General features: G+C 42.5%; 16 protein-coding genes. 5 read left to right on the forward strand and 11 right to left on the reverse strand.

Annotation, left to right across the window (positions count from 1 at the left end; genetic code table 11):
• Nucleotides 1–83: 83 nt before the first annotated feature.
• From AB1S55_RS07300 to AB1S55_RS07345, 10 genes are all read right to left on the reverse strand, one after another.
• Entirely contained in the window at nucleotides 84–728 is a 645-nt protein-coding gene (locus tag AB1S55_RS07300) for a TVP38/TMEM64 family protein (protein ID WP_370981148.1), read from the reverse strand.
• Nucleotides 729–738: 10 nt separating this feature from the next.
• On the reverse strand, nucleotides 739–1,170 hold the full coding sequence (locus AB1S55_RS07305; RefSeq protein ID WP_370981149.1) for a DUF2141 domain-containing protein: 432 nt from the start codon (nucleotides 1,168–1,170) through the stop codon (nucleotides 739–741).
• On the reverse strand, nucleotides 1,170–1,901 hold the full coding sequence (locus tag AB1S55_RS07310) for an SDR family oxidoreductase (protein WP_370981150.1): 732 nt from the start codon (nucleotides 1,899–1,901) through the stop codon (nucleotides 1,170–1,172). The genes AB1S55_RS07305 and AB1S55_RS07310 overlap by 1 nt, the downstream gene beginning before the upstream one ends.
• A gap of 97 nt (nucleotides 1,902–1,998) precedes the next feature.
• Entirely contained in the window at nucleotides 1,999–2,604 is a 606-nt protein-coding gene (locus AB1S55_RS07315; RefSeq protein WP_370981151.1) for a Crp/Fnr family transcriptional regulator, read from the reverse strand.
• A 131-nt stretch (nucleotides 2,605–2,735) separates the two neighbouring features.
• Nucleotides 2,736–3,038 (reverse strand): hypothetical protein, encoded by a 303-nt coding sequence (locus AB1S55_RS07320; protein ID WP_370981152.1) that lies wholly within the window; start codon nucleotides 3,036–3,038, stop codon nucleotides 2,736–2,738.
• 54 nt (nucleotides 3,039–3,092) lie between these two features.
• Nucleotides 3,093–3,809: an NYN domain-containing protein gene (locus tag AB1S55_RS07325; RefSeq protein ID WP_370981153.1), complete on the reverse strand. Its 717-nt coding sequence runs from the start codon at nucleotides 3,807–3,809 to the stop codon at nucleotides 3,093–3,095.
• A gap of 163 nt (nucleotides 3,810–3,972) precedes the next feature.
• Nucleotides 3,973–4,278, reverse strand: a complete 306-nt coding sequence (locus tag AB1S55_RS07330; RefSeq protein WP_370981154.1) for a hypothetical protein — start codon at nucleotides 4,276–4,278, stop codon at nucleotides 3,973–3,975.
• A gap of 236 nt (nucleotides 4,279–4,514) precedes the next feature.
• The gene (locus tag AB1S55_RS07335) at nucleotides 4,515–4,739 is read right to left on the reverse strand and encodes a hypothetical protein (RefSeq protein WP_370981155.1); all 225 of its coding nucleotides are present in this window, start codon (nucleotides 4,737–4,739) and stop codon (nucleotides 4,515–4,517) included.
• A gap of 128 nt (nucleotides 4,740–4,867) precedes the next feature.
• Entirely contained in the window at nucleotides 4,868–5,590 is a 723-nt protein-coding gene (locus AB1S55_RS07340) for a DUF2971 domain-containing protein (RefSeq protein WP_370981156.1), read from the reverse strand.
• A gap of 279 nt (nucleotides 5,591–5,869) precedes the next feature.
• Nucleotides 5,870–6,754, reverse strand: a complete 885-nt coding sequence (locus tag AB1S55_RS07345) for a LysR family transcriptional regulator (RefSeq protein WP_370981157.1) — start codon at nucleotides 6,752–6,754, stop codon at nucleotides 5,870–5,872.
• Between the two features lie 198 nt (nucleotides 6,755–6,952).
• On the opposite strand from AB1S55_RS07345, the gene AB1S55_RS07350 reads away from it, so the two are divergent.
• Nucleotides 6,953–8,044: a zinc-dependent alcohol dehydrogenase family protein gene (locus AB1S55_RS07350; RefSeq protein WP_370981158.1), complete on the forward strand. Its 1,092-nt coding sequence runs from the start codon at nucleotides 6,953–6,955 to the stop codon at nucleotides 8,042–8,044.
• 72 nt (nucleotides 8,045–8,116) lie between these two features.
• Nucleotides 8,117–8,941, forward strand: coding sequence for an SDR family NAD(P)-dependent oxidoreductase (locus AB1S55_RS07355; protein ID WP_370981159.1), 825 nt, complete (start codon nucleotides 8,117–8,119; stop codon nucleotides 8,939–8,941).
• On the opposite strand, the gene AB1S55_RS07360 is transcribed toward AB1S55_RS07355, so the two are convergent.
• The gene (locus AB1S55_RS07360; RefSeq protein WP_370981160.1) at nucleotides 8,938–9,561 is read right to left on the reverse strand and encodes a LysE family translocator; all 624 of its coding nucleotides are present in this window, start codon (nucleotides 9,559–9,561) and stop codon (nucleotides 8,938–8,940) included. The two genes, AB1S55_RS07355 and AB1S55_RS07360, sit on opposite strands and share 4 nt — an antisense overlap.
• 230 nt (nucleotides 9,562–9,791) lie before the next feature.
• Between AB1S55_RS07360 and AB1S55_RS07365 the strand changes: the two genes are divergently transcribed.
• The 3 genes from AB1S55_RS07365 to AB1S55_RS07375 all read left to right on the forward strand — a co-directional run bounded on the left by AB1S55_RS07365 (nucleotide 9,792) and on the right by AB1S55_RS07375 (nucleotide 13,644).
• The gene (locus AB1S55_RS07365) at nucleotides 9,792–11,699 is read left to right on the forward strand and encodes a DUF3604 domain-containing protein (RefSeq protein WP_370981161.1); all 1,908 of its coding nucleotides are present in this window, start codon (nucleotides 9,792–9,794) and stop codon (nucleotides 11,697–11,699) included.
• 81 nt (nucleotides 11,700–11,780) lie between these two features.
• Nucleotides 11,781–12,596, forward strand: a complete 816-nt coding sequence (locus tag AB1S55_RS07370) for a peptidyl-prolyl cis-trans isomerase (RefSeq protein ID WP_370981162.1) — start codon at nucleotides 11,781–11,783, stop codon at nucleotides 12,594–12,596.
• Nucleotides 12,586–13,644: a HupE/UreJ family protein gene (locus AB1S55_RS07375; RefSeq protein ID WP_370981163.1), complete on the forward strand. Its 1,059-nt coding sequence runs from the start codon at nucleotides 12,586–12,588 to the stop codon at nucleotides 13,642–13,644. Before AB1S55_RS07370 ends, AB1S55_RS07375 begins: the two co-directional genes overlap by 11 nt.
• Nucleotides 13,645–13,649 lie beyond the last annotated feature (5 nt).

Below are 13,649 nucleotides of genomic sequence, written 5' to 3' on the forward strand. Positions count from 1 at the left end.
AATACCTTCTTTTAGTTTAGGGCAAGTGTAATATATGAATGCCTAGAAAGGATGTTGCAAGGTCATTATGTCTAGGGTTGTTTCTAAACTTTACGTTTACGTATTATATACCAGGCTGTCCAAAAGAAAACGGATAGTCCAGCAGCCGTCAATAACGCGGGCTTAGGGTCGTCAAGTGTACTGATAGAGCCTGCGTAAGCCGCGATGATACAGTAAGGGATAGTGCAGACACTCCAAGCCAGTAAGAATTTACCAAACGACATACGTGTGATTCCTGCTAGACAAGCGCTTACTTCAGGTAAAATAGGCATGGCACGTGAGAATAAAATCATAAAGATACCGTATTTATGAAATTGTTTTCGCATTTCTTTACGTTGTTTGGGGTCACGAATAACCAGTTTTTCCAAATGTTCACCAAAATGGTAGCTGATCATATACCCGGCGGAACCTGCTGCCATAAGCCCTACTATTGAGGCTAACGCACCGAGTAAATGACCGATAAAAAAACCACCTAACATAATGACCGTTAGCGTTGGTATGGCTACAAATAGATCAGCAAACAATAAAAACGAAATCATACCTGCCAGGTACCAGGAGTTAACCGATTGCGCATCTTCTAACCAGTGTTTTATGGTCTCTACACTCAATGTGCCAGACAACTTTAAAGCGAGAAAAGTAAAAGCAAACCCCAATGCTAACACCAAGATTAGTTTGATAAGTGCCTTCATTATTGCTTCCTTATGGATAAATCATATTTATAGATACAGGCACCGTCATGTTTTTACGTTCAATTCGGGCACTTTTGAAGCTAGGCGGGCCAAAACGAATTCTGGCGCCATTGGAAAATGCTAATCCTTCCTTAGGTAATATTCCGGTCCAGTTTTTGGATACTTTGCCATCTTCATTTTCATCATGCAGTACCTTGATGGCAAAACTATCCGGAATGTCAAAAAATAAGACGCTGACTGTGGATTTGTCAGACCCAATAGATTGGGTGAATATCGCTTTTTGGTGATTTTTTGGGAATCCGTCTTCTGCAAACAGCATAACCCTTAGTAATCCTGATCGACCTGTATCAATGTTGTTAATTTCAATCTGCACTTTATCGGCCTTAACTGGTTGGCTCATCAGTGTCACTCCCATTGTCAGATAAAATAAATGCTTCATCATTAACTTCCCTTTAAGATGTTTCTTGCTAGGGATGGCATCAATCTGATCAACCAACGCAATAGCTTTACTTTCCCAATATCGTTAATTTCTCTCTCAGAGACCAAACCATCAATGATTTTTTTAGCTGCAAATTCAGGGGGAATCTTTCCCTGGCCCCTTCCTGTCGTCATTCCAGTCTCGACTAAAGGTAAAAATGCTTGTTGAACCTGTATCTGGGTTTTTTCAAGTTGATAAGCGAGGCTTTGCGAGAATATATTCAGAGCACCTTTGCACCCACAATAAACAGCAGAGTCGGTTTTTGGCACTAAACCAAGCCCGGAGTTAATGTTAAGAATGACACTTTTTGAATCTTGGTTAAGCTGTGGTAATAAACCTGCAATCAAATAACATATTGAGGTATAGTTGATGTTGATTTCTTCAGTTATCGTAGTCGGATTAAACTCATTGCTGATAAACGTAGGGGTATATTGCACAGCCGCGTTATTGATAAGAACATCAATGGGGTGGGCTTGATCTGCAAGTACATCAGTTACCGTCTCTACTTGTGAAATGTCTGCCAAATCTGCCTGATAGCTTTCTATGTTTGGAAACTCTTTGCTTAACTTAGCAAGCTTTACAGGGTTTCTTCCAATTATGGCCACGCGATTGGAATTCTGAAGCATTTTGACCAGCTGATACCCTATTCCAGAAGTACCTCCGGTAATAACAATATATTTACCTTCTAAAATCATAGCCCAAGCTAACTTAGTTATTTATTCGTTAGCTAGACTACCTGTTTAAGTTAGTTCACTCTTTAACATAAGTTAAATTGACAAAAATAAGTAAAGATCACACAGTTTTGTTATAGGGGTTTTGTACGCCGAGTTTTGCCCGAATACGCGAAAGCGAAACTTCAGTAATGCCGAGATAAGAGGCAATATGATAATTCGGTAATTGACTGGCCAGTTCAGGGAATTGCTCGATAAACTGGACATAAAACTGTTGAGGTGAAAGCAAAAGCAAGTCCGCTTCTCGCGCTTCTTTTTTTAAGGCCAACATGGTCACAAAACCATTGAGTGCTTTTTGCCACCCTGTATGTTGCGCCATTAACACCGATAACTGAGAAAAAGGAACTTCAAAACAAACAATATCTGTCAGGGCTTCACAACTAAATCGCGTTGGTTTACTTAGATGAAGCGAAGACAAGCATGCCGCCACATCTCCAACCTGAAGAAAAGACTTATTTCGTCGCGTACCATCTGCTTTAGTGTAATAGTTGCAGGCAACCCCAGAGCAAATGAATGATAAGGTGTTAGGGGTTTCACCACTTCTAAACAGGTGATTTCCGCTAGCAAAATGTTTGATTTTCCCCTTTTGTCTGAAAACCTGTTTCTCTTCTTCGGAAAATGAAAATACCGACTCAATTTTAGCAAATAACTGGTTTAGCTCTTTCATTGCTTCTATACCATCTTGCATTTGTGATAAGCATTAAATTTGACCATTATTCAACCATAGACACTACTGAAAACTAGTAATATGATCAAACATTTGCTTCACTCGATTGAGGTTTTATACCGCGTGCCTACTTAGTTCGCCTGCCTGCGTTTGTTAGCTCTTTCTATATATATGACGGATTGCTTTAGATACGAAACCTTAAGTGCTTTCTCGATATGAAATTCCGCCCCCATGCCGGAGCCTCCCATGGACTTTCTAGCTTTTAGCTCAGCGTCTCGATACGGCTCTTTAAGCCCATTCATTGAGGCAAGTATCTCGGCTGGATGATATTTGATTAGAAGGTCATCAAGAGATGAAATCAGCTTGTCCGGTAGGCCAGATGTACTTGCCAGCTGAATCGACAAGATTTTATCGATATCCTCAGAAATACTCATATTCTAAAACTCCGTGAATGAGTGTTAATACCGTGCTAACGGGGTGGTGCTGCGTTAAGTCTTTTTGCTCTTTCTAATATCTCGAACTAAGAAAGACTTTCCTTGCCCACCTTTAAGCTCAAATAGATCAATTGCTTTAAACAAGCTACTAAGATTTTTGAACCCGTAGTTTCTACAATCGAATGATGTCCTATTGGATATGTTTGCACCAACAGGGCCAAGAGGAGCCCAACCATCGTCATCTTCAGTGGCTTCAATTGCCTGCCGTAACAGGCTAATTAGCTTTGTGTCCGACTTGATGTTTTTGGGTTTAGAGTTCTTTTCAGCTTCTATAGCTTCTGGTTGATCTAGAAAGAGGAATTTTGAGCACGCATTTACAAAAGGTGAGGGTGTTTTTCGTTCACCGAATCCCAATACAACCTTTCCCTCTGCTAACGCTCTCGTAACCATTGGGGTGAAATCACTATCTGATGAAATAAAGCACATTACATCGATTTCTTTGGTGTACATGACGTCCATCGCATCAATGACTAAGGCTATATCAGAAGCATTTTTACCTTTGGTTAGATCGTACTGCTGTACTGGCTGGATCGCATACTCATGGAGAAGCTCTTCCCATGGCTTTAGAGTTGGTGATTTCCAGTTTCCATAAGCCTTGCGGATTGTAACCACTCCATACTTTGCTACCTCACTAAGAACATCTTCGAACCTGCTGGCTGGAGCATTATCAGCATCAATAAACAAGGCTATCTTTTGTTTTATTTCGTTCATCCTAGGCTCGTATATTCCTTAATAGACTTAACGTTGTATTACTGAGTGGAACTTAGTTTGTGATTTGCTACCACTTTGACGGACATTAAACATTTAAACTTTGATATGTATTTGGTGATGCGTAATTGAGGCTAGAGTATAGGGCGTCAAATGCAGCAGTTTGTTAGGCATTATCTGAAACTTCGTTCCATTCTTTCTCATAGCCGCTACTTCTAAGGTATGCCCTAAATGAAGCCATAATTAGTTCACTCCATTCTTCTAAATAGGCCTCCCCACATACTTCATTTCCCTTCTCAGAGTCAGATACTAGCTCATCTACCACACGCCAAAAAAATGTAGATAGGTGTACTGCTTCTTCTGAATTTGATACAAAACCATTGTCTAGAATACTCAGCGATCTTTCATCTGAGAGCTTAACGGCATAATACTTAGCAATTTCTTTCTCTTTTTCATATCGGTATGTAATCATAGCGCGCCTTGAGCCTCTCTAATCACAGACATTCTATCAGCTACAGCTTGTAGTTTCTTTCGAAGTTGAGTGGTTGTCATACGCTCTGTCACCGTCAGAAAGGAATGTTCTTTATCTTTTTTATCAGCGACAAACATTAGGCCTGTAGGCAAATCACATTTCTCAATTACCCAAAATACGTCTACGGGGTTGCCTTTTGACCATTTTTTCTTAAGCTTGTACTTGTCTTTTAGGTGCTACCAATGAGCAGAAAAAGAGAGGCCCATCTGTGGATGGGGCAGAACCCACTGTTTGCAATGGGAGAAAAGATAGTCTTTTTCACGAATATTGTTGTAAGTTTTACCTTGTTCATCATTCATATAGAGCGTTGCATGCTCTCCACGCTGTACTGATCGAGCGCAAAATGCATCAAAGCTTTTTATGTATTCTCTAATATCACCGATAATTCTAAATTGTTCCATACACGTATCCTTGATACTTGAAATAAATTTTTTTCGGTAACACCTTGTTATGGGGCGATAGTTTTTGGCTAAAATGTGTAGCGAAGCGGAACCGAGTCAAACTTTATCTGGCCCGCCTTGAGCAACTGTTATATTTTGACAAACTCCAATCCGAACTTATCTTTGGCTTTCTCAGCTTGAAACCAATTTATATGGCTCCACTCAGGCGAGTTAAGCAGCTTTTTTAAAGTAACTTTATCTCTTTTAGCCATTCTTAACCCAAATGCAATAGAAACTACTGATTTAGGCTCAAACGCTAAAGAACCAAATTCATGAGTTACTAACCGAGTTTCTTTTTCATATTTCCAGTTTGTATACTTTGTGCCTATTACTGAAGCAAGAATATCACCATAAATATCATTAATTGAATTATCTAGTGGTTCATTACTTTCAAAGTATTCAAAGCGTTTAATTATTTTTTGGTATGGTAAGTCCGCTTGGTAATCAACAGGGATGGAAGAAAACGGCCCACTTGTTTTTTTCAAGGTGTTCTCGTTAAAGCCGACACAGAAACCACGATGTTCATCAGAGTAATGTGACCACATCAATTGATTTTTACGAGTGCGACTAAATGAACATATACCCAACTCAGAAAGTCTTTTGTCCAGTTCATTTTTAAGTATTTTTTGTTGGTTTTTGGCAATTTCTTTTTTATTCCATACCGCTTCTAAAACACGCTCGTAGGAAAGCTGGCATTCAAATGGATCGTTAAGAGTTTCTGGCTTAGCAAACCACAATTCCCTATTAACCAATAACTCGATTGAAGATTTATTGAATGCTCTGTATTTGAAAAGTGATGTTGATGTACGCATGAGTTCCTTTCAAAATCTAACAGTTTTAATTAATAGAACGGCGTCCCTATAATCCTTCTTCTAATCTACCTCTATGCTTACAAAACTTCCATTACAATCAAAGGTTTAGCTACCCCTTATTTGATCTGGTGTACTACTTATCGTTGACACTTTTCTAGTGTTTCAGTGAGGCTTAAATAAAATTCAATTAAATCAAAGGATTATGGCATTACCTTTAAATGGCTAAGAACGCTTTCTAGTCATTACTTTGTTGTTAAAGTCCTTTTTATTGTGCCTATATTAAAACGCTTGCTTGCTATATACCGCTGCAAAGTAGTCTATAAAGGCTCTGACTTTGGGGGCGAGCTGGCGTGAGCTTGGGTATACAGCCCAAATAGCTGTGTTGCTAACCAGCGGGTAGTTTTTTAATACTTCTACTAAGGCGCCGCTTTTTAAGTATTCGTTGGCGCTCCAGCGTGAATTAATAGTGATACCTAAGCCTTGTACGCAGGCTTCTCTTAACGCTTCACCGTTGTCGGTTCGGAATTTCCCTTTAGCTTTTACATTTATATGGCCTTGTTCACTTTCAAATTGCCAAGTATCTAGGCCGCTTAATAATAAACATTGGTGTTTTTGTAATTCTTGCGGGCTTTGGGGTTCGCCCCATTGTTTTATATAACTTGGGCTCGCACAGAGTAGGCGTTGGTCGCTTGAGAGTTTTCTGGCGATTAAATTAGAGCTGTGTAGGGCGGCGTTGCGTATAGCAATATCAAAACCGCCTTCCACCATGTCGACAATAGAGTCAGATAAGCGGCAATCCACATTCAGTTGCGGATGGGCCCGCATAAAGTCGCCCATATGGGGCATTAGGTGCATACGCCCGAACGAGGCGGGTGCGGTAATGCGTAAGGTACCTGAAGGTGAATTATTACCTAAACCTATGGCTGCTTGTGCCGCTTCTACGCTGGCGAGCACGTCTTCTGCATGGGGTAAGAAGGCCTGCCCATCTTCGGTTAAGGATACTTTGCGGGTCGTGCGATGAATAAGGCGGGTGCCAAGTTCGCTTTCCAACTTATTGATGTGAGCGCTGGCCACCGCCGGACTTAAGCCGAGTTCTTGCCCTGCTTGGCTTATGTTGTGGGTGTTGGCTATGCGCATAAATAGGCGTAAGTGCTCAATGTTCATCTTATTTTCAATGAAATCTAAAAAGTGATTGTGCAAACAACTTTATTATCAATATTACTTATTGTAAATATACTGCTTAACAAGCATTGGGCGAACCGAGTAATCGCTTCTTTCGGTACTCGTTTTATTGTTTATTGCTTGGGCGGCGTCGTTAGTGTTCTACCCACTACGTTGGCTCAGAGCAGCAAGGACAAAGCAATGACAGCAAATACAACAGCTACGGCTGCATCTTCCATTTCTGAGCAAGGAGACTCTATGTCTATCCCTAATAGTATGAAAGCCATGACCTTACGCGCCTTTGGTGGTACCGAAGGTTTTGAGTTGGCCGAGTTAAGTGTGCCTAAACCTAAGGCGGGCCAAGTGCTTGTGAAGGTAGCAGCGACCAGTGTTAACCCCGTTGATTTTAAAATTCGCGCCTTGGGTGAAGCTCTGCCTTTTTCGCCAGAGTTACCGAGTGTATTGGGCATGGATTTCGCGGGCACGGTTCAGGCTTTGGGTGAGGGGGTTGATGGTTTTGAAGTGGGGGATGAGGTCTATGGTTGTGCCGGTGGTTTGGCCTCAGTAGAAGGAGTATTACAGGGCGCTTTGGCTGAATTTATTCCGGCCGATGCCAAACTGATTGCGCTAAAACCTAAAAACCTCAGCATGGCTGAAGCGGCAGCGCTGCCTTTGGTTGGTATTACCGCTTATGAAGGCCTTAGCCGTGCGGGTATTAATGCTGATTCTGCCGCAGGTAAAAAAGTATTGGTACACGGTGGTTCTGGTGGGGTAGGCCATGTGGCTTTACAGCTAGCTAAACACATGGGCGCGCAAGTGAGTTCAACAGGCGGTGGTGATAAACAACTGGCGTTAATCAAGCAATTAGGCGCTAAGCCAATTAATTATAAAACCGAAACAGTCGATGACTACGTACAAAGCCATACCAATGGCGCCGGTTTTGATGCCATTTATGACAGTGTCGGTGGGGCGCACCTTGCCAATTCAATTCAAGCGGCGGGTCTAAATGCACATATATCAACAACGGATAGTTTTGCTGAGGTTGATCTTTCCCTCGCTCATCTTAAAGGGCTGTCTTTGAATGTGGTGTTTATGCTTATTCCTATGATCCACAACGTAGGGCGAGAGCAACACGGAAAAATATTAGCGGAGTTGGCAAGCATCGTTGACGCCGGTGCGCTTAAACCGGTACTAACCGAACAGCAATTTAGCTTAGAGCAAACAGCCGCTGCCCACGACTATGCCGAGGCCGGTACAGGTATGGGTAAAGTGGTTATTAGTGTGGCTGGATAAGCTTCGGTGTTTATAAGGGGGCAGTGTTGGTGCTCCTTTAATAACTTTGTTATTCAATTAAGGCTGTAAAAAATGAATACACATAAAATCATCGCTATTACCGGTGCAACGGATGGTATTGGTTTATTAACGGCAGAAAAGTTTGTGTTACTTGGGCACCAGGTGTTTATTCACGGTCGCAGTGAGGCCAAGCTCAAAGCCGCAGAAACTAAATTAAATGCCTTAGGCCGCTTGCCTGTTATAAGCCTTCAGGCTGATTTATCTGATTTAAAACAGGTTAAACACTTGGCTAAAGAGCTTATTGATCTATTAAACAAGCAGGGGTGTACTTTAGATGTGCTTATCAATAATGCAGGTGTGTTTAAGTTGGCATCACCGCATTTACCCAACGGCCAAGACCAGCGCTTTGTGGTGAATACTATTGCTCCCTATTTATTAACTAAGTCTTTGAAGCCTGTTTTAAATGAGCATTCACGAGTCGTTAATTTAAGTTCTGCAGCGCAAGCGAGTGTCGATATAGCTGCTCTCATTGGTGAAAAAACCATCGCTGATGATTTTAATGCCTATGCCCAGAGTAAGTTGGCTTTAACACAGTGGACACGCCAGTTAGCCAATAAGTTAGGTAATAGCACTCCGGTGCTGATTGCGGTTAACCCTGGTTCTTTGCTGGCAAGTAAAATGGTAAAGCAGGGGTTTGGCGTGGCTGGAAAAGACATCAATATAGGAGCTGATATTCTTGTTCGGGCCTCACTGGCTGATGAATTTGCTAACGCCTCGGGACTGTATTTCGATAACGATAGTGGTGATTTTTCAGACCCGCATAATGATGCTCTAAGTCCGCAGAAAAATGCCAGTGTGGTATTGGCCATTGAAGAGTGTTTAGCTGATTTTACTTAGTTTAAGCTGCTCAAACTCAGTGCTATCGCTGCGGCAATAAGTGCGCTTCCACAGGCACTGTTAAACACCTGGCGGGCCTTTCGAGATTTAAGTATTCTAAGTAAAGCCTTTCCTCCTAGGGCGTAGCTACTCATCCACATAAAATCGATGATTAAAAAGACAAACGCAAGTACAAAGAACTGAATAGCAGCAGGCTCATTTGCGCGAATAAATTGTGGGAATAGGGCGCCAAAATAGATCAGGCCTTTGGGGTTGCTAAGAGCAATAAAAAACCATTTGCTGAATAGTTTGTTTTTATTTACTTCGCTTTGTTCAAGTTGCAGCTCATCTTCGCCAGTTTTAAGTCCGTGGCGAATCATGGAAATACCTAAATAACACAAATAAGCAGCCCCTAGATATTTAAGGCCAGTAAAAGCAAGAGGCGATTGTTTAAGCAGTAAGCTCAAGCCTAAAGCGCTTGCGATGATTAAGCAGATATTACCTAGGCTGACACCCAGCATGCCGATCGTACAGTGCCGATAGCCATAACGTGCACCATCGGCTAGGCAGTTCAGCATTACCGGCCCTGGGCTTGCTGAAAGAAACAGTGTGAGGCTAATAAAGAGCCACAAGTCAGGCATAAGTCAGTTAGGTGTCGTTTAGATGATGTTGTTAGGCTTTGGCTGGTATTACTTGCTTGTAACAGGGGGCGTGCTTGGCTGTTTGATCTGTTTATTCAAAAGTAGAGTATATATAGCTTTAAGACTTTTGTAATAGTGAGTTGGGCCCTATTTTTTTCACTGAATCTTGCTTAAACTTGCTGTCATTATTTATGTAGCAATTTGCTCTTACTTTCACGGAAGGATGCCCCATGTTTAAGCTCAAGCCTTTGGCTTTGTGTATCGCTGCTTCTTTTGCTTCAAACTTGGCTTTAGCTGGCGCGGCCGAACTCACTGAAGCTCAGAAAAATTACTCCCCTTACGCCAATACAACTCAGGCTAGCAATGTCTACTGGGGGGATTCCCACCTACATACAGGCTTGTCTTTGGATGCGGGTTTATTTGGTAATACGATTGGGCTTGATGATGCGTATCGCTTTGCTCGCGGTGATGAAATTAAGTCATCCACCGGTATTCCTGTAAAACTGTCTCGTCCTTTAGATTGGCTTATTGTTACTGATCACACTGATTTAATGGGTATCGCTGCAGATATTAAAAGCGGTACACCAAATATATTGGCCGATAAAAAAGGTAAAGAGTGGCACGAAGCCTTTGTTAAAGGTGGTAAAGCTGCTGGTGCTGCGGCGTTTGATTTGATCACTAATTTCTCGCAAATGACCCTGCCAGAGCAGTTACTTGAAGATTACAGCCCGGGTTCTGATGTTTTTAATGGGGTGTGGAATGACATCGTCGAGGCTGCAGACCGTCATAACGAGCCGGGAGCCTTTACGGCCTTTATTGGTTATGAGTGGACATCTGTGCCTAAGGGCTTCAACTTACATCGCAACGTGATTTACCGCGACGGTGCTGATAAAGCACTAAAGTCTCAGCCTTTAACTACTCAGGCTCCTCTGGGTAGCACCGATCCCTTGGCTCTATATCAGTGGCTAGAAGACTACGAAAAAGACACAGGTGGTCGTGCTTTTGCTTTTGCCCATAACGGCAATATGTCTAACGGGTGGATGTTTCCTACGGAAGCTACTTATGCTGGTGGTGTTGTAGATAAAAATTACGTTGAGTTGCGTGCTAAGTGGGAGCCTCACTATGAAATCACCCAGATGAAAGGTGATGGTGAAGCCCACCCTTATCTTTCCCCAGACGATCAGTTTGCCGATTACGAAACTTGGGCCATAGGTAACTTAGATATTACCGAGCTTAAAAAGCCTGAAATGCTAAAAGGTGAATATGCTCGTGAAGCACTCAAGCAAGGTTTAAAACTTGAGAGGAAGTTTGGTACTAACCCCTATAAATTTGGTGTGGGTGGTGCAACCGATAGTCATACTTCTTTAGCCACTGGAGAGGAGAACAACTTCTTTGGTAAGTCGGCTTCTGTAGAGCCAAGTGCTGATCGCATTAGTCATCCTTTTGTTGCTGCTGAGCTGGGGACTTACCCTGGCTACATATTAGTGGCTTCGGGTTATACCGGTATTTGGGCTCATGAGAATACGCGTGAAGCCCTGTTTGATGCGATGGAAAGAAAAGAAACCTACGCTACTACTGGCCCACGTATGACCGTGCGCTTCTTTGGTGGTTGGGGTTTTGACAAAAAAGACATGCTAGCGAGCGACTCCATCTCTATTGGTTACGATAAAGGCGTGCCAATGGGCGGTGAGTTAGTGGGTGCTAAAGCTAAAGCGCCAAGCTTTATGTTGTCAGCATTAAAAGATCCTATGAGTGCTAACTTGGATCGTATGCAGGTTGTAAAAGGGTGGTTAGATGCTGAAGGTCAGTTACACGAGCGTGTTTATGATGTGGCTTGTTCAGACGGTCGTCGTATTAATCGTAAAGGTTTGTGTAAAAAGGCGGTTGGTAATACTGTCGATTTAGAAACGGCGACTTGGAGCAACAGCATTGGTGAGGCAGAGTTGGCACAGGTTTGGACCGACCCCGATTTTGATGCCAGTGAGCCTGCTTTTTATTATGTACGAGTACTTGAGATTCCAACACCTCGCTGGGTTTTGTATGACAAGGTACGCTTAGGCGCGGAAGTTCCTGAGGAGGCTCAACTGGTTGGCCAAGAGCGAGCTTATACATCCCCTATTTGGTATTCACCCAAATAATAGGCTTTTAACAAGGGCGGCTCTGTAGTCGCCTTTTTTATTTCTTCTTTTTTATCCTCCTTTTTTGATTAAGGTTATCTCGTGTTTAGGTCCGTGCTTAAAGAGCCTCTTGTTCATTTCTTGTTACTGTCGTTTGTCCTTTTTGTCTTGTATGCCTTGCTTAACCCTGGGTCTGAAGATGATAGGGTTATTGTTATCACTGACGGGCGTGTTGATCAGCTAGAAGCCAGTTTTACTAAAGCGTGGTCGCGTAAGCCTTTGGATAAAGAGCTTAAAAATGCGATAGACAGCTATGCAATCAATGAGATGTATTTGCGTGAAGCGCACGCACTCGGTTTGGATCAAAATGATTCAGTGATTGATAGGCGCTTACGCCAAAAAATGGATTATCTGCTTGATGATAGAGTTGCTGCAGAGGCGCCAAGCGAAGAGCAGTTAAATGATTATTATCAGCTGTATAAAGAGCGTTATCAGGGGCCGGCATTTTATAGTTTTGAGCAGGTGTTTTTTTCAGATGCAACTAAGGGGGCTGAATTAGAAAGCTACCTACAAGCGCAGCAGATACGAGTGCAGAAAGGTTTATTGCCCTTGGGGCAGAGTTCTTTATTACCGCCTAGTTATGAGGATATAAGTGATAAAGAGTTGGTCTCGCGTTTTGGTAAGGGCTTTGTCGAAGAGCTTAGTCTTCTCGAATTAAACCAGTGGTCAAAGCCTGTGAAGTCGGCTTTTGGTTGGCATTGGTTGCGTGTAAATAAGCGGCAGGATAGTGAACAACTATCTTATGACAAAGTTAATAAGAAGGTGCTCAATGATTGGCTTTACGATGCTAAACGAAAACAGCGTGAGCAATATGAGCAGCAGTTAAAAGCTTTGTATACGGTAGTGCGTGAGTCTTAATATGCGCTTGTTTAATTATCGTACCTTGTACTCGTGCTGTTTATTGGCTAAAGGTTTCTTAGCTATTAGTTTGTTTGTTATTAATTTTTTACTAAGTGCAGCGGTGGCAGCCGATGATTTGCGCCCTGCCTCTTTAAGTTTTAAACAGCTTGATGATAGGCAAACCGAAGTTTCGTGGCGGCTGCCGATTAAAAATAATCAGCGCGCCCCTATGTCACCCACTCTGGATCAAAGTGCCACTTATGTCGGTACGCCGCAGTCACGTTTACTGGATAACGTTTATAGTCAGCGTTGGGTGATTGAGCGGGAAGAGGGGTTGCAGGGCTTACATCTTTATATCGAGGGATTAAAAGGTGATTCGCGTGATGTCATTGTGCGGGTTTTAAATTCTCAAGGCCAAGTACAATTTACCCAGATATTAAATACTGAGACACCAGCTTTAACTCTGAATTTACCAGAGACGCCTAAATTAGAACATGTAGGTTGGAGTTATCTCTATTTTGGTCTGGAGCATATATTAGAGGGTTTTGACCACCTTTTATTTGTTTTTGCACTTTTGCTGATCGTTGGTGATTGGCGTCGTTTGGTGATTACGATTACCTGTTTTACCTTAGCGCATAGCATGACTTTAATTCCAGGTGCTCTCGGTTGGGTGCAGTTACCTGGGCCACCTGTTGAATCGGTGATTGCGCTTTCTATTATGTTTCTAGCCCGAGAACTTATTTGTATTCAGCGTGGCCATACTAGCTTTACCGCACGCCAGCCTTGGCTGGTGGCTTTTGCTTTTGGTTTGTTGCATGGCTTGGGCTTTGCTGGCGCACTGAGAGATATTGGTTTGCCGGAAGGCGAGCTCTTATTAGCGCTATTAAGTTTTAATGTGGGTGTGGAGCTCGGCCAGCTTGTGTTTGTTGCAGCCGTTATGCTGTGTTTACGAGCATTAAAACTGTTAACTGTCACTTGGCCTCGTTGGGTTTATTTAATGCCGGCCTATTGTATTGGTACTATTTCTTGTTATTGGTTTGTTGAGCGCCTAGCTCAGTTTTATTAATGGTC

Origin of the sequence: Agaribacterium sp. ZY112, from assembly GCF_041346925.1 — a bacterium.
GTDB lineage: Bacteria > Pseudomonadota > Gammaproteobacteria > Pseudomonadales > Cellvibrionaceae > Agaribacterium.